This window comes from Stakelama portus (assembly GCF_003171655.1).
Classification (GTDB): Bacteria; Pseudomonadota; Alphaproteobacteria; order Sphingomonadales; family Sphingomonadaceae; genus Sphingomonas; species Sphingomonas portus.
Window position 1 is genome coordinate 84,974 of record NZ_QFZL01000003.1, and the last position, 17,503, is coordinate 102,476.

Below are 17,503 nucleotides of genomic sequence, written 5' to 3' on the forward strand. Positions count from 1 at the left end.
CGAGTCATGTCGATACTGGCATTGCTGCTGATGCTTGCAGCCCATGATCCGATGGCGCCTGCGCCCCAGGATGGCGGCGCAACGGCACAGCGATCGGAACCGAATGCCGCCGACACCTTTCCTGACCGGTTTTTCGGCGACTGGAAAGAAAACGGCATCGATCATGCCGGCAAGGTGATGCTGGCGATGTTCGTCGCTCCATTCGGCGCCGAATCGAACGCCGAATCCCTGGTTGACGGCGGCCTCGACCCGCTTCGCACCTTTGAGACCGGCTATGGAAAGCTGGTTCGCTGGGAACGCGTGGACTCGCGCATGTTGGGAACCCTTGCGCGACGCGACGTCTATCTGCTCCAGCAGCAAAGAGGCGTCACGCGGTGGATCTTTAACTATGTGAATACGGCTGAGGGCTGGCGGCTTCAGAACTTCAACATGGACGAACACAGCAAGGACTGGTTCGACTAGGCTGAAACTTTCACGCTTTGGCAAGAACATCGTGGTAAATACGCCCCATGTCGGTGTTCGGACATATGGTCATGAAGTGGCGTCTTGCGGTGTTAATGCTGCCGGCCTTTGCCGTGTCGGCATGTGGCGGGTCGGCCATATCCTCCGCGCCGAACAGCGCGTCCTATGCCGTGGTCGATGGCGTCGCGAGCTATTATGCCGACGAATATGCCGGGCGCCCGACCGCCAGCGGCGAGCTGTTCGATCCGTCGAAAATGACCGCCGCGCATCGCACGCTGCCGTTCGGCACCGTGGTGCGCGTCACCGATCCGGCAACCGGGCGCAGCGTTGTCGTGCGGATCAACGATCGCGGCCCGTTCCGTCCCGGCCGCGTGATCGACTTGTCGCGTGCTGCGGCCGCCCAGCTGGGTATCCTTCGCCGCGGCATCGCGCCAGTGCGACTTCAGGTACTCGGCGACCGCGACATTGCCGGTCGCTGATCCCGGCTAATCGTCGCCCAGTTCGCCGAGGCTGGAATTGGCAGGATCGCGGAACAGCGCAAGCGCAACCGACGCCGTCAACACCGCCTTGCGCAATTCGCCATCCCCTTGGTCGGCAAGCCGGATTACCGCAGCCCCGTTAAGGTCCAATGCCGCCACCACACGCCCGTCGCGTTCGAAAATATAGCCGATCGGCGCCGGCGTATCGATCACCGTGCCTTGCAACCGGTGCGCCGAGCGGATCGTCAGCCGCGTGTCGCCGAACAGGATCTCGCCCCGCCGTTCGCGCTTCAGCGTCTCGACCGGCTGTCGCGCCTCCTGCAGTTCGAATCGGATCGGCAGCAGGTTTCCGCCGCCGAACGCGCAGCGATAGGCCATGCGCTGCGGCGTAAAGCCGACAATGCCGATCTGGACATTGCGTTCGCGCATCCGGCATTCCGCTTCGATCGGCGGACCTGCCGGACCCTGCAGCGTGAAGTCGGTATGGCCCGAACGCTGCTCGACCGTGTCGAAAAATGCCAGCCGCTCCTCGGATCGGGTATAGCTGCCCGCATATTCGGTGACGCGAAAGTCTCCGCGATTGCCATGGCCGATACTCCCGATCCGGATCGGCGGTGCCGCAGCCAGATCCGACGGAATCACCATATGTGCCGAACCGATGGCACCGCATCCGCCAAGCAACAGGCCGGCGATGGCCGGCCCCGACATCCGTTTCATCTCAAACGCTCCTCCCGGCCCGTTTCCATGGCGAAACAAGGCGCTTGCTTCCTTGCTTCGGCCTAGCTGAACCGGACTTGTCCGACCGTGGAAAAAACCGTGCCACCATGCTAATCCCGTTTCGGGACGGCATGACGTCACATCGAAAAGGGAGGTTCGATGCGGATCTTAGGCGGCCGCAAACGCGTAATGGCCCTGGCGGCGGGGATAGCGATGCTCAGCGCCGCCTCGATCGCGCAGATGCAGCCGCTGACCCCGGGATCGGTGATCGATGCCGTGGAACGGCTTGCGCCGGGCGATTTCCTCTGGGCGCCGCAGCTCGCCCCCGAAGGGCCGCTGCTCGTCGTCGTCAATCTCTCGACTCAGCGCCTCGTCGTCTATCGCAACGGCGTGCCGGTGGGCGTGTCGACCGTCTCGACGGGACGCGCCGGTCATCGCACGCCAGTGGGCGTGTTCACGATCCTGCAAAAGCGCGTCCGCCATTTTTCGAGCACCTATAACAATGCGCCGATGCCCTATATGCAGCGGCTGACCTGGGGCGGCATCGCGCTCCATGGCGGCAACCTGCCGGGCTATCCCGCTTCGCACGGCTGTATCCGCCTGCCGCATGATTTCGCCCGGCTGCTGTTCGCCGAAACCGGGCTGGGCATGACAGTCGTCATCACCAATCGCGACGAGATGCCACGGCTTGCCCCGGCGGGGGCATTGCTCCAGCAGGCCGGCCTGGCCGATGGCGCGGCGGCGGCGGCGACGGCGGACAGCGTGTGGCAGCCCGATCTTTCGCCCAGCGGCCCGGTCTCGATCGTCGTCAGCGCCGCCGACCGGCGCGTGATCGTCCTGCGCAACGGCGTCGAAATCGGATCGGCGCCGGTTACGATCGCCGAACCGGTCGAGCGGGTGCGAGCCTATACGCTCCAGTCGATCGACGCCTCGGGCTATCACTGGCTGCGCGTACCGCTTCCCGGCGACGAACCCGATCTCTCGCTTGCCGCCAGCGCAGAGGAGGGGGAACGATTTCAGGTTTCGGACGATTTTCGTCGTGCCGTGGGCACCGTCGCCGTTCCGGGAACGACCGTGGTGGTGATGCCCGATTCGCTGACGCGCGGCAGCACGGGCACGCCGATGACCGTGATCGAGGATGACGCCACGTCCACCAGCTAAGTCGCCTTTTCCGGTAGATGACACTGGTGGCATTGACCCGGGAGTTTTTGCAATGCAGCAAGATACCATGGCTGCACGTCCCCCCATCGCGAACAATCCCGACATCCGTTTTCTGGGTCGCCTGCTCGGCGATGTGATTCGCGGCTATGGCGGGGAGCCGCTGTTCAAGCGGATCGAATATATTCGCGCGACATCGGTCGACCGGCATCGCGGCGTTGCCGATTCGGACACGCTCGACCCCGGACTCGACCGGCTGTCGCTCGACGAAACGCTCGATTTCACGCGCGGCTTCATGCTGTTTTCGATGCTCGCCAACCTTGCCGAGGATCGGCAGGGGCTGAGCATCGAGGATGATGCCGATTTCGACAGCGCGATCGAAAAGCTCGCATCGCATGGCATCGATCGCAAGAAGGTGATGGCGCTGCTCGATCATGCGCTGATCGTGCCGGTGCTGACCGCGCACCCGACCGAAGTGCGCCGCAAGTCGATGATCGACCACAAGAACCGGATCGCCGAGCTGATGGCGCTCAAGGATCGCGGGCTTGAAGAGACGCCTGATGGCGACAGGATCGACGAAGCGATCCTGCGCCAGATCGCCCTGCTGTGGCAGACGCGCGTGCTCCGCCGTGAAAAGCTGGGCGTCGCCGACGAAGTCGAAACCGCGCTTTCCTATCTGCGCGACGTGTTCCTGCCGGCGCTGCCCGCGCTCTATGCCCGCTGGGATCGCGCGCTCGGCGAACGCACGCCCAGCTTCCTGCGTCCGGGCAGCTGGATCGGCGGCGATCGCGACGGCAATCCGTTCGTCACTGCCGAATCGATGCGCAACGCGCTGGCCCGCGCCTGCGAAACGGTGCTCGTCCATTATCTAGAATCGGTCCATGTGCTCGGCGCCGAGCTGTCGATCTCCTCGCATTATGCGCCCGTCGACCCGGCCGTGACGCAACTGGCCGAAGCGAGCGGCGACACCGCGCCCAGCCGTGCCGACGAACCCTATCGTCGCGCGCTGTCGGGTATTTATGCCCGGCTTTCCGCCACGCATGAGAAACTGGTCGGCAAAGAGCCGCCGCTGCCCTCGGCATTGCGCGGCGAAGCCTATGCCACGCCGGGCGAATTGCGCGACGACCTGACCGCGATCGCACATGCGCTCGCCGAACAGGGCGGCGGCAGCCTGTCCTCGGGCGGCAAGCTTGGTCGGCTGATCCGGTCTGTCGAAACCTTCGGCTTTCATCTCGCCACGCTCGACATGCGCCAGAACAGTGCCGTGCATGAACGTGTCGTCGCCGAATTGCTCGCGCGGGCGAATGTCGAGGCGGATTATCTCGCGCTCGACGAAGACGCGCGCGTCGCGATCCTGCGGCGCGAGCTCGCCAGCCCCCGGCTCCTAACCAGCCCCTATGCCGAATATTCGGACGAGACGGCGTCGGAACTCTCCATCGTGCGCGAAGCGGCGGCGAGCCACCGCAAATATGGCCGCGGCTGCATCACCAACTATATCGTGTCGATGTCGGAATCGGTTTCCGACCTGCTCGAAGTGCATATCCTGCTCAAGGAAGCCGGACTCTATATCCCCGGCGAAGCGCCGCAGGCGCATGTCATGGCGGTGCCGCTGTTCGAAACCGTCGCCGATCTGGAAGCCGCACCTGCCATCATGGAGCGGTGGTTCGGCCTTCCCGAAGTGCAGGCGATCAATGCCGCGCGCAACCATCAGGAAGTGATGATCGGCTATTCCGATTCGAACAAGGACGGCGGCTATCTGACGTCGACCTGGCAGCTTTCGCGCGGATCGACGGCACTTGCCCCGGTGTTCGAAAAAGCCGGCGTTTCGATGCAGCTTTTCCACGGGCGCGGCGGCGCGGTCGGGCGCGGCGGCGGCTCCGCCTTCTCGGCGATCCGCGCCCAGCCGCCCGGCACGGTGCAGGGCCGCATCCGCATCACCGAACAGGGCGAAGTGATCGCTGCCAAATATGGCACGCGCGAAAGCGCGGCGGCGAATCTGGAAACGATGACGTCGGCGACCTTGCTCGCCAGTCTGGAGCCGGAAAAGCTGAGCCTGCCCGATTATGAGCGGTTTTCGGCGGCGATGGACCAGCTCTCGGACACCGCTTTCCACGCCTATCGCGGGCTCGTCTATGAAACCGAAGGGTTCAAGACCTTCTTCCGCCAGATGACGCCGATCAGCGAAATCTCCGGGCTCAAGATCGGATCACGCCCCGCCAGCCGCAAAAAATCCGACGCGATCGAGGATTTGCGTGCGATTCCCTGGGTGTTCAGCTGGGCGCAGGCGCGGGTGATGCTGCCCGGTTGGTATGGCGTGGGTCAGGCGATCGAGGCGTTCCCGGACAAGGGGCTGCTGCGCGAAATGGCGGCCGGCTGGCCGCTGTTCGCCGCAACGCTCGACAATATGGAACAGGTGCTCGCCAAGTCCGACATGAACATCGCCGAACGCTATGCCGGTCTGGTCGAGGATCGCGCGATGGCGGAGGAGATTTTCGGACGGATCCGGAGCGGGTGGCAGGCGACGCATGACGGGCTGCTGGCGATCACCGATCAGACGCGGTTGCTGGAAAAACACCCCCGGCTCGAAACCTCGATCCTGTTGCGGCTGCCCTATATCGAACCGCTCAATCTGCTGCAGATCGAATTGCTCAAGCGCCATCGCGCGGGCGAAGCGGATTCGCGGATCGGCGAAGGCATATTGCTGTCGATCAACGCGATCGCAACGGCACTGCGCAACAGCGGCTGAGGGCGCGCCGGATCACGGCGCCCCCTCATCTGCCCTTATTGGGTGAGGAAGGGTGCCGCGATATCGTCGCGCACCCGCATCAGCCGCCCGCTTTCGCGGTCGAGCAATGCCCAGGTCGTTTTGGCTTCCACCCGCACGCGCCCATCCGCGCCGGTAAAGCGCATGTGCCGGTCGAATCGTGCGCCGCGCGGAGCTTCCTCGACCCAGGTCTCGGCAATGACGCTCTCTCCTGCCTTCACATTGCCGCGATAATCGATCTCGTGACGCGTCACGACCCAGATATAGGCGGCGCGATGCTCGGCGGGCGCGACGGCATCCCAATGCGCGACGGCGACATCCTGAATCCACTTCACCCAGACCGCGTTGTTGACGTGCCCCAGCTCGTCAATGTCGTCCGGCCCGGCAGTGATGGTCATGGTGAAACGCGGCATATCCGGCCCATAGCAAAGCATGCCGCGCCCGGGGAGCCGTCACGGCCTAGTTCGCGGCGTTGCCGAGAATTTCCGCAACGGCAGGCGTTTCGGCGGGCCGGGCGTCGAGATCGCTCGACCAGATGCGCCAGCTGCGATCCTCTGCCGTCGTGCCGGGGACATCGGCGTTGCGGTGCAGCGTCACCGGGCCTTCGAGCCGAAATTCTCGCCCGCCATCCTTCAACGTTCCAGTCACCACCACCGGGATAGTGACATAGCGATTGCCCGCCCCCGCATCGATGCGGCCCGGCGCGCCGATTTCGGCGGAATAGCTGCGATATTTGTAGAAGGACGCAGCGAAATCCTCCGCGCTCATCCCCGAACGCGCGCCGCTATCGTCCCACAACACCCATGCCGCATGGTAATCGCCATGCGACAGCGCGCGGAAATATTGATCGAGCACCGCCACGGCGGCGGAAGCGCCGGTTTCGGCCTGCGCGCCCGTTTCGCCCGGCCTGGGCGTGGCCATGGCCGCGGGCGATGCGGCCGGGCCGACCGGCGTTCCGGCGTTGACGATGACCGGATCGACCTCGGCATTGTCGGGTTCATTGCCGGGCTGTTGCGAACAGGCGGCAAGAAGGATCAGCGGAACGACAAGAAAGCTGCGCATGCAAAACCCGGTTGGTGATTGATTCGCATCGAACGCGGGCGTTCGCCGATCCGTTCCGCCTTACAGCGCCAGCGGTCGGTTGCCCTGAAAGCCCAGCCGCGTGACGCCCGAACGCTTCACCACCGCCAGGACATGCGCAAACCGGTCATAGGACGCGTCCGGATCGGTCCGCATATGCAGCACCATGTCGGGCTGATCCCGCTGGGCCTGCGCAAGCAGCCCCGGCAGTGCAGCGTCGCTGACCGGCGCGGCATCCCAGAAGAGCCGGCCCGAATTGTCGATCGCCAGCTGATGCGGCGGCGCTTCCACCGGGTTCGTCGCCGGGCCCTGCGGCAAATCCACTGCAATCTTGTGGGTGGCAATGGGAATGGTGAGGATCATCATGATCAGCAGCACCAGCATCACATCGATCAGCGGCGTAATGTTGATCGCCGACATCGGCTCGGGTTCACGCAGGGCAATCGCTTTGGCCATCGTTTCTCTCCCGTGATTTTAGATGTTATACCATAACACAAGCAGACCCGGCGACAATGGCGCTTCGCACAGCAGCTATCGCCCAAGGAAAATCAGCAATTTTCGTATTTCCAATTGCGTCTTTTGCCCTCGCGCAGCCAGGCAATCGTGTCGGCCAGCCTTTTTTTGCGCGTGGCGGGGCGCTTTGCATCGGCGATCCATTCGCAATATTCGCGGCGAGCGCCCGGCGGAAAGCCCCTGAAGGTGGCGGCCGCGGCTGCGTCGCCCGCCAATGCCTCGGCAAGGTCGGGCGGTATTTCGGCTTCGGGCCTGGCGACCTTGCCGGCGCGCTGGGCCGGCCCCGCTTCGACATGCGCCGCAGCCTGGCGAATCAGCGCGGCAAATTCGCGTTCCGGCGGCAGATCGGCGATGCTGGTCAGGCGACCGAACTGCCCCATCGCATCGCCTTCCTTGCCGGTGGCCATCGCGTCGCGTGCCCAGAATCCGAAACTCGCATGCGCCTTGAAACCCGCCATGTTCGCCAGCGGCCGCCCGCGAAGGACAAAGAAGGGCATGCTCCATTTCATGGCTTCGCCGACATCGGGACAGGCGGCATGAACCCGCGCGCGGATCTCGCGCAGGATCGGCTGCGCAAAATCCGCTTGTCTGGCGATATAGGCATCGACGCGCGCATCGATCGGCATGGCGTTCCCTCCGAAGGGACGCGATGCTGGATCCGATGGCGTGTCGGGTCAAGAAGGCCTGGAAGTCTAGGCTTCGGGCGTGGTTTCGCCCCCTTCTTCCAGTTCGGCTTCGCTGATGTCGCCGTCGATCAGCCCGCCGGTGGCATCGTCGGCCTCGCCTTCGATGTCTTCGCCATAATCGGGATCCATGTCGGTCTGGATCGCCCCGTCATTGGGGCCGCCGCGCGTCGTTTCGATCAATTCGGCGCGCTGGCTTTCGTCATAGCCGTCTTCGTCATAGCCGTCGTCGCCGGTGCCGCGCCCGGGTATCTGGTGACCGCCCATCGCAATCCTCGCTTCCTGTGCCGCCGGCGCCAAAACGCACCGGCAGCATTCGAACGGAGCAGGTGCGAGTCGCGTTCCCGCAAAATGCGACGAACCGCCGGTCAGCTCGGCCGGAACATCCGTCCCTTTTCGGCGATCGCAATGGCGAGCATCGCGACAAGGCCCAGCAGGAAAAAGCCCGTATAGAGCGGCACCGTGGTCCCGTTATACGCCTGGCCGATCGCCGCCCCGCCCAGCGCCCCGCCCAGCGTCATGACAAATCCCTGAAAACTCGACGCCGTCCCGGCAATGGCACCCATATTCTCCATCGCCATTGCCGAGAAATTGGCGTTGGCGAGGCCGAAGCACGCCATCATCAGCGCCTGCAGCAGGACAAAGGACCACAGGCTTTCATGCCCGATCACTGCGAGCAGCAGGTGCAGTCCGGCAATCAGGATCATCGCCGCCAGCGCCCAGTGCGAAATGCGCCGGGTGCCCACCCGCATGACGATCCGTGCATTGACGAAGGACGCGACCGACATCGTGCCCGCCACTGCCGCGAACACGACCGCGAGCAGCGTCGGACGATCGAACACATCCGCCATGATCTGCTGGATCGAACCGATAAAGCCGAACAGACCGCCGGTCATCGCAGTCGCGGCAATCGTATAGCCGACCGCCAGCCGGTCGCGCATCACCAGCCCATAACGATACCGCAGCGTCGCGAAATCGAGCCGCGCGCGCGCCTCCGGCGGATGGGTTTCGGGCATGCGCAGCACGAACCAGCCGAACGCGATCAGTGAGATCAGCGTCACGCCGACGAAGATCAGCCGCCATCCGCCGATCAGCGACAGCACCGCCTGGCCAAAGCTGGGCGCGATCACCGGCGTCGCCATGAACAGAATGAAGGCAAGGCTCATTACCCGCGCCATCGCCCGCCCAGAATAACAGTCGCGTACCATCGCGACGGTCACCACGCGGGCGGCCGCCACCGCCGCCCCGCTGGCAAAGCGCGCGATCAGCAGCATCGTGAAGCTGGTCGAAAGCGCGACCACGACATTGCCGATTGCATAGCCGAGCAGCCCGACCGCCAGCACCGGCTTGCGCCCGAAGCGATCGGACAAAGGGCCATAGACCAGATGCGCGAACGAATAGCCGATCAGGAATGTCGTGATGACGAACTGGCGCTCATTCTCGCCCGCCACGTCGAGGCTTTCCCCGATCGCGGGGAGCGCCGGCAGCATCGAATCGATTCCCAGCGCCGTGAGCGCCATCATCATCGCGATCAGCGCGACGAATTCGCCGAAGCGCAGCGGGGCGCCATCGGACTGCCGATCGCGGATCCTGTGTTCCAACGGTTGATCCATGGCGGTGGCCATGGCCGATGGAAGGCGATCCGTCACCCCTCTTTCCTTGACGCGCAACCTCGACTCTCTTAGTGTGTTGCGCAAATAATACAGCATGGAGACGCTTCAGATGATTCGATACACCGCGCCCTTGCTTCTCCTTCTGCCGCTCGCCGCCTGCGGCACCGACGACACGGAGAGCGGAAACGCCACCACCTTCTCGATTTCCGCACGGTCGGAAAACGGCAACACGACCATCACCGGCGACGGGGGCAAGGTCGGGATCAAGGTGCCGGGCTTCGAAGGCACGGTTGCCATTCCCGGCTTCCGCATGAAATCCGACGATTTCGATCTCGACGGCGTCAAACTATATCCCGACACGGCGATCACGCATTTCGGCGTTCAGTCCGATGAGCGCGATGGCGACGATCATGGCCGCGTGGTGGTGGAATTCGAAAGCCCTGCCGCACGCGACAAGGTGGTCGCGTGGTTCCGCGACAAGTTCGAGGACAAGGATTTCCAGTTCAGCGAAACCCGCACCGGCTTCACCGGCGCGACCGAGGATGGCGATCCCTTCACGCTGAACCTGACCGCCGATGGCAGCGACAAGACCCAGGGGAAAATCACGATCGGCAAGTGATCTTGTGGCGGGATGGCGCGGCGGGGTATCCTCCGGCTTTTACAAGTCTCCCCGTTGGAGTCGCATCTATGTTGGATACCCCGCTCGCCCAAGTCCCTCTCGTCAGCCTTGCCCAGGCCGAAAGCGATCCCGACGGATTCGCACAGGCGTTCGGCGATTCGTTCAAACGGTTCGGATTCGCCATGATCCGCGATCATGGCGTTCCCCAGGAACTGATCGACCGCGCCTGGGCGACGACCAAGGCGTTCTTCGACCTGCCCGAGGCGGAAAAGCGCAGCTATTTCATCGAAGGTCAGGGCGGCGCGCGCGGCTATACGCCGTACAAGACCGAAATCGCCAAGGGCGCGAGCCATGTCGACCTGAAGGAATTCTGGCATATCGGCCGCCAACTTCCGCAAGGCCATCGTTTCTCCGATGTCATGCCGCCCAATGTCTGGCCCGACCGGCCCGAAGGGTTTCGCGAGACGTTTCTGGAAATGTTTGCGGCATTCGATCGCGCCGGCGACCGGCTGTTGTCGGCGATCGCCCGCTATCTGGGCCTGGCCCCCGACTGGTTCGACCCGGCAGTGAAGGATGGCAACAGCGTGATGCGGCTGCTCCATTATCCCCCGGTGCCCGCCGATGCGCCCGAAGTGCGCGCCGGTGCACATGAGGATATCAACCTCATCACCCTGCTGCTCGGCGCCGAGGAGGCGGGCCTCGAACTGCTCGACCGGGATGGCAAATGGCTGCCGATCAAGCCGCCCGAAGGCGCGATGGTCGTCAATGTCGGCGACATGCTGCAGCGGCTGACCAACCATGTGCTGCCCTCGACCACGCACCGGGTCGTCAATCCGGCGCCCGAACGGCGCGGTCATTCGCGCTATTCGATGCCGTTTTTCCTGCATCCGGCGCCCGATTTCATGCTGACCGCGCTGCCGCAATGCGTTTCGGAAGAAAATCCGCTGCGCGACCCGCCGATTTCCTCGCATGACTATCTGATGGAAAGGCTGCGCGAGATCGGCCTCACGAAATAGTCGATCTTTGCCGCCGCCAACCACGCAAGGTTTGCAATGCGCAGCCTGCCCGCCTAACCGGCTCGCCGTCCTATTGAAGAAGGCTGGCCGATGACCGAACCGTTGCGCGTTGCACTTGCTGGATTGGGAACCGTGGGCGCGGGCGTCGTCCGCCTGCTCGAAACCAATGGCGAGCTGATTGCGCGGCGGGCCGGGCGGCCGATCGAAGTCGTCGCCGTGTCCGCGCGCGATCGCAACAAGGATCGCGGCATCGACATTTCGCGCTTCGACTGGATCGACGATCCGGCCGAACTGGCGCGCCATGCCAGGGCCGATGTCGTGGTCGAACTGGTCGGCGGTTCGGACGGCCCCGCGCTGGCGCTTGCCCGGGCGGCGCTGGGCGCGGGCAAGAATTTCGTCACAGCCAACAAGGCGATGATTGCGCATCATGGGCTCGAGCTCGCCGGCGCGGCGGAAACCGCAGGCGTCGCGCTCAAATATGAAGCCGCGGTCGCGGGCGGCATTCCGGTCATCAAGGGGCTGCGCGAAGGCGCGGCGGCCAATGTGATCAGCCGCGTCTATGGCATTCTCAACGGCACCTGCAATTTCATCCTGTCGAAGATGGAAGCCGAGGGGCGCGATTTCGACGATATTCTGAGCGAGGCGCAGGCGCTGGGCTATGCCGAAGCGGATCCCGGTTTCGACATTGACGGCGTCGATGCCGCACACAAGCTTTCGATTCTCGCCAGCCTCGCCTTTGGCGCACAGCCCGCCTTCGCCGACGTGGCGACCACGGGCGTCCGTCACGTCATCGCCGCCGACATCGCCGAAGCGGCCTCGCTGGGCTATCGCGTTCGCCTGCTCGGCATTGCCGATGCGTCGGGTGAAAAGCTGTTCCAGCGCGTCCATCCCTATCTGGTGCCGCTCGATCATCCGCTGGCGCATGTCACCGGATCGACCAATGCCGTGGTCGCCGAAGGCAATTATGTCGGCCGCCTGCTGTTCCAGGGCGCAGGCGCGGGCGATGGTCCGACGGCCAGCGCCGTCGTCGCCGATCTGATCGACATTGCGCGCGGTGAATTCGGCCCGCCCTATGCGATGCCGGTCGATTCGCTCGCCGCTATGGCGCCGGCCGACACCGGCGAACGGCGCGGGCGCGACTATCTGCGCTTTACCGTAGCGGACAAGGTCGGCGTGCTCGCCGAAATCGCCGCAGCAATGCGCGACGCGGGCGTTTCGATCGAAAGCCTGATGCAGCGCGGCGCGATGGCGGACGGCAGCGTGCTCGTCGCGATCGTCACGCATGAAGGCCCCGAACGCTGCGTTGCCGCGGCGCTGGAAAAGCTGCGCGGCTCGCCGAGTCTGGTCGGCGAACCGATGTGGATGCATATTCTGGGGAGCTAGGGCGCGATCGGCCGCCGGACCATCGTGGATCCGTCGGCGCCGACCGTCACCGACACGCCGACCGAGCCGCAATGATAGAAAGTGGCGCGATAGCCGCAATCCATCAGCGAATAGTCCTTGGTCAGCTCCGCCTCACGCACCGGAGCCGAATTTTCCGCCGACCAGGCGGATACGAACGGCACACGCCACTGATCGGCGTCACGGCGGCTGCACACCACGATTTCGCCATCGTCGCGCGGCGCTCCGCACCGCACCGCAAATTGCGTGCGATCGCGATAAGTCGCCATCGCCTGCTCGGCCGGCGAACGCGGTTCGACCGGCGCGTCCTGCCGGATCGGTCCGGCATCCTGAAGCAGCGTCAGTCCCGGCAACAACAACATCGCAAGCATGGCACGCCTCCAGCCGTTTGCCGCAACTGATCCGATGCGCGTGGCGAAATTTTGACCATCAGGCGGGTCGGAGTTGCCCCCCGCGCCGCGCTCCCCTATCGCCGCAGCAGAAATTCCTTGGGGGGCAGCATCCGATGCAGACGGCCAGCAATGTTCTTGACCGCGTACTCGTCCTTGAAATGGTCCGGGTTACCGAGGCCGCGGCGATCGCCGCATCCTCGCTGATCGGACGGGGCGACGAAAAGGCGGCGGACCATGCGGCCGTCGAAGCGATGCGTCAGGCTTTCGACACGCTCTATATCGACGGCACGGTCGTAATCGGCGAAGGCGAGCGCGACGAGGCGCCGATGCTCTATATCGGCGAAAAGGTCGGTGGCGCGCCGGGCAAGGGGCCGAAAATCGATATCGCGCTCGATCCGCTGGAAGGCACCACCATCACGGCCAAGGCCGGTCCCAATGCGCTGGCGGTGCTCGCCGCGGCCGAGGAAGGCTGCCTGCTCAACGCGCCCGACGTCTATATGGAAAAGATCGCGATCGGGCCGGGTTATCCCGAAGGCACGATCGACCTGCGCAAGAGCCCGCGGGAGAATATCGAATCGCTCGCCAGGGCCAAGGGCTGCAAGCCCAACGAAATCATCGCCTGTGTGCTCGATCGCCCGCGCCACGAAAAGCTGATCGCCGAGCTGCGCGAATGCGGTTGCGGCGTAATGCTGATCCCCGATGGCGACGTCGCCGGCGTGATCGCGACGACCGATCCCGAAACGACGATCGACATCTATATGGGTTCGGGCGGCGCGCCGGAGGGCGTGCTCGCCTGTGCCGCGCTGCGCTGTGTCGGTGGCCAGTTCCAGGGCAAATTGCTGTTCCGCAACGAGGACGAGCGCGCGCGTGCCCGCAAATGGGGCATCGAGGATCTCGATCGCATCTATGCGCTCGACGATCTGGCCAAGGGTGACTGCATCTTTGCCGCGACCGGCGTGACCGACGGGTCGCTGCTCGACGGGGTCAAGCGGTTCGGCGGCAAGATGACGACCGAAAGCGTCGTGATGCGCGCCAGTTCGGGCACGGTACGCTGGGTAAAGGGCGAACATCGGCTTTGATTCCCGTCGCGCTTCTCGCGATTGCGCTGCTTGCGCTGGCATGGGCGGTCATCGCCGACTTCGATGAGTTCCGCCGCTTTCAGCTGATGGAATATACCCATCGGCGCCAGCGCATGATTCTCTGGTGGACGCTCAAATATTTCCTGCTGTTCGTCGGCATGGGCGCGGCGGGGCTCGCGATACTGGGCCGGCTGGACAATTTGTGGGTGTTCCCCGCCGATTTCACAGCCGCCATCCCCATGTTCGATATCGAAAGCGACAGCATCGGGTTCATCGGCGGGGCAGTGATCGGCGCGTTGCTCGGCGGCGGCATCCTGGGCGGGGCGCTCGCCGCGCGGCGGCCGGAAGCGACCGGGCTGGCAAGCGGCGTTGAATCGATGATGCCGCGCAATGGCGGCGAAACCCGCTGCACCGCGCTGCTGTCGATCAATGCCGGTGTCAGCGAAGAGATATTCTTCCGGCTCTATCTGCCGCTTCTGTTCATGGCGGTCGGCACCGGCGCGATCCTTGCCTTCGTGCTGGCGGGGCTGCTCTTCGCGCTTGCCCATGCCTATCAGGGTTTTGTCGGCATCGTGGTGACGGGGATAGTCGGAGCGGTGCTGACGATCGTCTATCTGATCAGCGGCAGCCTGTGGCTGGTAATCGCCATTCATGTGGCGCTCGACCTGAATGCGCTGGTTCTGCGCCCCACGATCACACGATTCATTCGCCAGCGCGCCGCCGCGCGGCAATAAACGCCGGGCCCAGGTCGTGAACCCATAAACGGCGCTGTCGAGACGCGTTCATGACCTAGAGCAGCCCGCGTACTTCCTCGATAAAGCGCGCAAGCGAGATCGGCTTGGTGACGAACGCATTGGCGCCCGCGCCACGGATGCGTTCCTCGTCCTCATGCCCGGCATAGGCAGTCACTGCCATCACCGGAATCGCCTTCAGCGCGCCGTCACCCTTCATCTCGCGGATCAGGTCGACGCCGTTCACATGCGGCATCTGAATGTCCATGACCACCAGATCGGGCGCAAAGGCGCGCGCGCGATCGACCGCTTCGCGACCGTCGCTGACCGGCTCCGCGACATATTCATGCGCGCGCAGCAGATCGCAGAACAGCTTGAGATTGAGTTCGTTGTCCTCGACAACGAGCACCCTTTTTGCCACGCGGGTCATCCATGAAGTTTCGACATTCTCTAGGCGATGGGCGCCGCGGTGACAAATGATGACGCGATGATCGTCGCATTGCGCGCGCTTGCCTGGGTGGTCGGCGACGGCCCGCGATGCGAACGGCTGCTCGGCACGACCGGACTCGACCCTGCTGCGCTGCGGCGCGGCGCCGACGATCCGACGATATTGGCAGCGCTGCTGGCGTTTCTCGAAGCGCATGAGCCCGATCTGATCAGCTGCGCCGACGCGCTGGACATGGCGCCTGCGGAACTGGTCCGGGCGCATGCGATACTGGAGGCGATGTGAAGCCGCTGCTGATTTGTGACTGCGACGAAGTGCTGCTGCATATGGTGCGGCATTTCAGCGTGTGGCTGGACGAAGCCCATGACATCGAATTTTCGCTCGCAGGCGGCGATTTCGCCCGGTCGATGCGCCGCCGCGCCGACGGAAATTTCGTCGCGAGCGAGGAAATGCCTGCGATCCTCGACGGCTTCTTTCCCGATCAGATGCATCGCCAGACGGCGGTGCCGCACGTTCGCGAAGCATTGGCGGAGCTCTCGCAGGTCGCCGAGATCGTCATTCTCACCAATTTGCGCGACCATTGCCGCGAACATCGCATCGCACAGCTCGCATCGCATGGCATCGTCCACCGGGTCGAATGCAATCAGGGGGGCAAGGGCGGCCCGGTGGCGCGGCTCGTCGCCGAACATGGCAATCCGGTAACGGTGTTCGTCGACGATCTTGCCGTCCATCATCAATCGGTCGCCGGCCATGCGCCCGGGGTGCATCGACTGCACATGATCGCCGAGCCCGCCCTTGCCCCGCATGTGCCCCCTGCACCCGCCGCGCATGCGCGGATCGACGACTGGCTTGAGGCCAAGGAGTGGATTGCCGGCCGCTTCGCCTCCGGCGGGCCGGCGCCGGTGCCGACCCGCGCTTGACCGCCGGCCCGTGCCGGATGCAGAGCGGCAGCATGACTGAAAGCATCGATGCGAAGCTGGCCGAGCTCGGCCTCACCCTCCCCCAGGCCGCAGCGCCGGTCGCCGCCTATCTTCCCGTCGTCGAAGCCGGCGGGATGCTGCACATTTCCGGTCAGCTTCCCTTCAAAGAGGGCGAAGTGATGACCGGGCGGCTCGGTGAAGACCGTGACCTTGGCTATGGCGAGGAAGCCGCGCGCGCCTGTGCGTTGATGATCGTGGCCCAGGTCAAGCGTGCGCTCGACGGCGATCTTTCCCGCGTCGCACAAATCGTCAAGCTCGGCGTGTTCGTGAACAGCGCCCCCGGCTTCACCGATCAGCCCAGGGTCGCCAACGGCGCATCGCAGCTGATGGAAGCCTTGTTCGGCGAATCCGGGCGTCATGCCCGCAGCGCCGTGGGCGTTGCGGTACTGCCACTCGGCGCGGCGGTGGAAATAGACGCAATTGTGGCGGTGCGATAACGGTCGCCGACCGGGCGCCACAATTCTGTTGCTGCAGCGCAACAGTTTAGCAGCAATCGCCTTCGCACCTGCAAAGTAAGTTGTGCGTGAACAGTCCTTTCGGCAATCTTCTGTCGTCAGCCAAGCAATGGCGCGCACCTTTTAGGTAGCAGACGCTGAACAGGCGACGCAGGGCGGAATGTTGCACCGCAAATGAAAGGGTTACGATGCGCACTTCCCATATTCTTATCTCAGCGGCGATGCTGCTTGGAGCCACTCCGGCTTTCGCTCAGGACACCGCACCTCCTTCGCCGATCGCCGTTTCGGGCGGCGCCGACGTTGTCAGCGACTATCGCTTCCGCGGTTTTTCGCAGACCAATGAAGAAGCCACCGTTCAGGGCTGGTTCCAGGTCGATGCCGAAGGCTTTTACCTGGGCACCTGGGGTTCGGGCATCGGATTTAACAACGGCACCGAACTCGACATCTATGGCGGCTATTCGACGACCGTCAGCGGCGTCGGCGTCGATGTCGGCGCGACCGCCTATCTCTATCCGGGCGCGAGCAACTCGACGATCCTCGAGCCCTATTTCAAGCTTTCGGGCGATCTCGGCCCGGCTTCGCTGACCGCCGGCATCGCCTGGGCCCCGTCGGGTCAGGATGCGCTCGGCGACGATAGCGCGATCTATCTGTCGGCGGATCTCGATGTCGGCGTTCCGACTACGCCGATCACCGTGTCGGGCCATGTCGGCTATGCCAAGAGCGACAGCTTCCTTGGCGGTTTCGAAGGCGACGGCAAGGTGTTCGATTACTCGATCGGCGCTTCGGCCAGCTATGGCGCGCTCACTTTCGGTGTCGCCTATATCGACACCGACGAATCGACCGGCGCCCCGAGCTTCGCCAATGCGGTAGGCTCGGACGCAACTGTCGTCTTCTCGCTCGGCGCAGCTTTCTAAGC

General features: G+C 64.2%; 22 protein-coding genes. 13 read left to right on the forward strand and 9 right to left on the reverse strand.

Annotated features, from left to right (window positions below; genetic code table 11):
• Nucleotides 1-6 precede the first annotated feature (6 nt).
• Together DKB74_RS08845 and DKB74_RS08850 are read left to right on the forward strand one after the other, a co-directional pair.
• Nucleotides 7-462, forward strand: coding sequence for a hypothetical protein (locus DKB74_RS08845; RefSeq protein ID WP_109807799.1), 456 nt, complete (start codon nucleotides 7-9; stop codon nucleotides 460-462).
• Between the two features lie 71 nt (nucleotides 463-533).
• Nucleotides 534-941 (forward strand): septal ring lytic transglycosylase RlpA family protein, encoded by a 408-nt coding sequence (locus DKB74_RS08850; protein ID WP_109808239.1) that lies wholly within the window; start codon nucleotides 534-536, stop codon nucleotides 939-941.
• 6 nt (nucleotides 942-947) lie between these two features.
• Here the strand turns inward: DKB74_RS08850 and DKB74_RS08855 are convergent, their stop codons facing one another.
• On the reverse strand, nucleotides 948-1,658 hold the full coding sequence (locus DKB74_RS08855; RefSeq protein WP_109807800.1) for a VV20781 family protein: 711 nt from the start codon (nucleotides 1,656-1,658) through the stop codon (nucleotides 948-950).
• Nucleotides 1,659-1,817: 159 nt separating this feature from the next.
• Here DKB74_RS08855 and DKB74_RS08860 point away from each other — a divergent pair, with 159 nt between their 5' ends.
• Entirely contained in the window at nucleotides 1,818-2,819 is a 1,002-nt protein-coding gene (locus DKB74_RS08860; protein WP_239987438.1) for a L,D-transpeptidase, read from the forward strand.
• Nucleotides 2,820-2,886: 67 nt separating this feature from the next.
• Nucleotides 2,887-5,562: a phosphoenolpyruvate carboxylase gene (gene ppc / locus DKB74_RS08865; RefSeq protein WP_109808240.1), complete on the forward strand. Its 2,676-nt coding sequence runs from the start codon at nucleotides 2,887-2,889 to the stop codon at nucleotides 5,560-5,562.
• Between the two features lie 35 nt (nucleotides 5,563-5,597).
• On the opposite strand, the gene DKB74_RS08870 is transcribed toward ppc, so the two are convergent.
• The 6 genes from DKB74_RS08870 to DKB74_RS08895 all read right to left on the reverse strand — a co-directional run bounded on the left by DKB74_RS08870 (nucleotide 5,598) and on the right by DKB74_RS08895 (nucleotide 9,457).
• Complete coding sequence (locus DKB74_RS08870; RefSeq protein WP_109807802.1) at nucleotides 5,598-5,993, reverse strand: acyl-CoA thioesterase; 396 nt, start codon at nucleotides 5,991-5,993, stop codon at nucleotides 5,598-5,600.
• Nucleotides 5,994-6,039: 46 nt separating this feature from the next.
• The gene (locus tag DKB74_RS08875; protein WP_109807803.1) at nucleotides 6,040-6,642 is read right to left on the reverse strand and encodes a hypothetical protein; all 603 of its coding nucleotides are present in this window, start codon (nucleotides 6,640-6,642) and stop codon (nucleotides 6,040-6,042) included.
• 60 nt (nucleotides 6,643-6,702) lie between these two features.
• Complete coding sequence (locus tag DKB74_RS08880) at nucleotides 6,703-7,116, reverse strand: ExbD/TolR family protein (RefSeq protein ID WP_109807804.1); 414 nt, start codon at nucleotides 7,114-7,116, stop codon at nucleotides 6,703-6,705.
• A gap of 92 nt (nucleotides 7,117-7,208) precedes the next feature.
• Nucleotides 7,209-7,799: a YdeI/OmpD-associated family protein gene (locus DKB74_RS08885; RefSeq protein WP_109807805.1), complete on the reverse strand. Its 591-nt coding sequence runs from the start codon at nucleotides 7,797-7,799 to the stop codon at nucleotides 7,209-7,211.
• A 66-nt stretch (nucleotides 7,800-7,865) separates the two neighbouring features.
• Nucleotides 7,866-8,123 (reverse strand): DNA primase, encoded by a 258-nt coding sequence (locus DKB74_RS18990; RefSeq protein WP_239987439.1) that lies wholly within the window; start codon nucleotides 8,121-8,123, stop codon nucleotides 7,866-7,868.
• Between the two features lie 101 nt (nucleotides 8,124-8,224).
• Nucleotides 8,225-9,457, reverse strand: coding sequence for a multidrug effflux MFS transporter (locus DKB74_RS08895; protein ID WP_239987440.1), 1,233 nt, complete (start codon nucleotides 9,455-9,457; stop codon nucleotides 8,225-8,227).
• A 121-nt stretch (nucleotides 9,458-9,578) separates the two neighbouring features.
• Here DKB74_RS08895 and DKB74_RS08900 point away from each other — a divergent pair, with 121 nt between their 5' ends.
• The 3 genes from DKB74_RS08900 to DKB74_RS08910 all read left to right on the forward strand — a co-directional run bounded on the left by DKB74_RS08900 (nucleotide 9,579) and on the right by DKB74_RS08910 (nucleotide 12,487).
• Nucleotides 9,579-10,088 carry a hypothetical protein gene (locus tag DKB74_RS08900; protein ID WP_145960937.1) on the forward strand — a complete coding sequence of 170 codons (510 nt, stop codon included), beginning with the start codon at nucleotides 9,579-9,581 and terminating at the stop codon, nucleotides 10,086-10,088.
• A gap of 68 nt (nucleotides 10,089-10,156) precedes the next feature.
• Nucleotides 10,157-11,104, forward strand: coding sequence for an isopenicillin N synthase family dioxygenase (locus tag DKB74_RS08905; RefSeq protein WP_109807807.1), 948 nt, complete (start codon nucleotides 10,157-10,159; stop codon nucleotides 11,102-11,104).
• A 90-nt stretch (nucleotides 11,105-11,194) separates the two neighbouring features.
• Nucleotides 11,195-12,487 carry a homoserine dehydrogenase gene (locus DKB74_RS08910; RefSeq protein WP_109807808.1) on the forward strand — a complete coding sequence of 431 codons (1,293 nt, stop codon included), beginning with the start codon at nucleotides 11,195-11,197 and terminating at the stop codon, nucleotides 12,485-12,487.
• Here DKB74_RS08910 and DKB74_RS08915 read toward each other — a convergent pair.
• Entirely contained in the window at nucleotides 12,484-12,876 is a 393-nt protein-coding gene (locus DKB74_RS08915) for a hypothetical protein (RefSeq protein WP_109807809.1), read from the reverse strand. The two genes, DKB74_RS08910 and DKB74_RS08915, sit on opposite strands and share 4 nt — an antisense overlap.
• 134 nt (nucleotides 12,877-13,010) lie before the next feature.
• Here DKB74_RS08915 and glpX point away from each other — a divergent pair, with 134 nt between their 5' ends.
• Both glpX and DKB74_RS08925 read left to right on the forward strand, forming a co-directional pair.
• A complete protein-coding gene (gene glpX / locus DKB74_RS08920) occupies nucleotides 13,011-13,976 on the forward strand; it encodes a class II fructose-bisphosphatase (RefSeq protein ID WP_109807810.1) in 966 nt (321 codons plus the stop codon).
• A complete protein-coding gene (locus tag DKB74_RS08925; RefSeq protein WP_109807811.1) occupies nucleotides 13,973-14,710 on the forward strand; it encodes a CPBP family intramembrane glutamic endopeptidase in 738 nt (245 codons plus the stop codon). Before glpX ends, DKB74_RS08925 begins: the two co-directional genes overlap by 4 nt.
• A 55-nt stretch (nucleotides 14,711-14,765) precedes the next feature.
• Here the strand turns inward: DKB74_RS08925 and DKB74_RS08930 are convergent, their stop codons facing one another.
• Nucleotides 14,766-15,128 (reverse strand): response regulator, encoded by a 363-nt coding sequence (locus tag DKB74_RS08930; protein WP_109808242.1) that lies wholly within the window; start codon nucleotides 15,126-15,128, stop codon nucleotides 14,766-14,768.
• Between the two features lie 48 nt (nucleotides 15,129-15,176).
• Between DKB74_RS08930 and DKB74_RS08935 the strand changes: the two genes are divergently transcribed.
• The 4 genes from DKB74_RS08935 to DKB74_RS08950 all read left to right on the forward strand — a co-directional run bounded on the left by DKB74_RS08935 (nucleotide 15,177) and on the right by DKB74_RS08950 (nucleotide 17,501).
• Nucleotides 15,177-15,437 carry a DUF3572 family protein gene (locus tag DKB74_RS08935; protein ID WP_338062887.1) on the forward strand — a complete coding sequence of 87 codons (261 nt, stop codon included), beginning with the start codon at nucleotides 15,177-15,179 and terminating at the stop codon, nucleotides 15,435-15,437.
• Nucleotides 15,434-16,072 carry a hypothetical protein gene (locus DKB74_RS08940; protein WP_109807813.1) on the forward strand — a complete coding sequence of 213 codons (639 nt, stop codon included), beginning with the start codon at nucleotides 15,434-15,436 and terminating at the stop codon, nucleotides 16,070-16,072. Before DKB74_RS08935 ends, DKB74_RS08940 begins: the two co-directional genes overlap by 4 nt.
• 32 nt (nucleotides 16,073-16,104) lie before the next feature.
• Nucleotides 16,105-16,569, forward strand: coding sequence for a RidA family protein (locus tag DKB74_RS08945; RefSeq protein WP_109808243.1), 465 nt, complete (start codon nucleotides 16,105-16,107; stop codon nucleotides 16,567-16,569).
• 206 nt (nucleotides 16,570-16,775) lie between these two features.
• The gene (locus tag DKB74_RS08950) at nucleotides 16,776-17,501 is read left to right on the forward strand and encodes a TorF family putative porin (RefSeq protein WP_109807814.1); all 726 of its coding nucleotides are present in this window, start codon (nucleotides 16,776-16,778) and stop codon (nucleotides 17,499-17,501) included.
• Nucleotides 17,502-17,503: the final 2 nt, after the last annotated feature.

Bases quoted from the DNA above. Each gene is read 5' to 3' on its own strand.
- DKB74_RS08845 (WP_109807799.1), top strand. From the start codon at position 7: ATGTCGATACTGGCATTGCTGCTGATGCTTGCAGCCCATGATCCGATG.
- DKB74_RS08850 (WP_109808239.1), top strand. From the start codon at position 534: ATGAAGTGGCGTCTTGCGGTGTTAATGCTGCCGGCCTTTGCCGTGTCG.
- DKB74_RS08855 (WP_109807800.1), bottom strand. From the start codon at position 1,658: ATGAAACGGATGTCGGGGCCGGCCATCGCCGGCCTGTTGCTTGGCGGA.
- DKB74_RS08860 (WP_239987438.1), top strand. From the start codon at position 1,818: ATGCGGATCTTAGGCGGCCGCAAACGCGTAATGGCCCTGGCGGCGGGG.
- ppc (WP_109808240.1), top strand. From the start codon at position 2,887: ATGGCTGCACGTCCCCCCATCGCGAACAATCCCGACATCCGTTTTCTG.
- DKB74_RS08870 (WP_109807802.1), bottom strand. From the start codon at position 5,993: ATGCCGCGTTTCACCATGACCATCACTGCCGGGCCGGACGACATTGAC.
- DKB74_RS08875 (WP_109807803.1), bottom strand. From the start codon at position 6,642: ATGCGCAGCTTTCTTGTCGTTCCGCTGATCCTTCTTGCCGCCTGTTCG.
- DKB74_RS08880 (WP_109807804.1), bottom strand. From the start codon at position 7,116: ATGGCCAAAGCGATTGCCCTGCGTGAACCCGAGCCGATGTCGGCGATC.
- DKB74_RS08885 (WP_109807805.1), bottom strand. From the start codon at position 7,799: ATGCCGATCGATGCGCGCGTCGATGCCTATATCGCCAGACAAGCGGAT.
- DKB74_RS18990 (WP_239987439.1), bottom strand. From the start codon at position 8,123: ATGGGCGGTCACCAGATACCCGGGCGCGGCACCGGCGACGACGGCTAT.
- DKB74_RS08900 (WP_145960937.1), top strand. From the start codon at position 9,579: ATGATTCGATACACCGCGCCCTTGCTTCTCCTTCTGCCGCTCGCCGCC.
- DKB74_RS08905 (WP_109807807.1), top strand. From the start codon at position 10,157: ATGTTGGATACCCCGCTCGCCCAAGTCCCTCTCGTCAGCCTTGCCCAG.
- DKB74_RS08910 (WP_109807808.1), top strand. From the start codon at position 11,195: ATGACCGAACCGTTGCGCGTTGCACTTGCTGGATTGGGAACCGTGGGC.
- DKB74_RS08915 (WP_109807809.1), bottom strand. From the start codon at position 12,876: ATGCTTGCGATGTTGTTGTTGCCGGGACTGACGCTGCTTCAGGATGCC.
- glpX (WP_109807810.1), top strand. From the start codon at position 13,011: ATGCAGACGGCCAGCAATGTTCTTGACCGCGTACTCGTCCTTGAAATG.
- DKB74_RS08945 (WP_109808243.1), top strand. From the start codon at position 16,105: ATGACTGAAAGCATCGATGCGAAGCTGGCCGAGCTCGGCCTCACCCTC.
- DKB74_RS08950 (WP_109807814.1), top strand. From the start codon at position 16,776: ATGCGCACTTCCCATATTCTTATCTCAGCGGCGATGCTGCTTGGAGCC.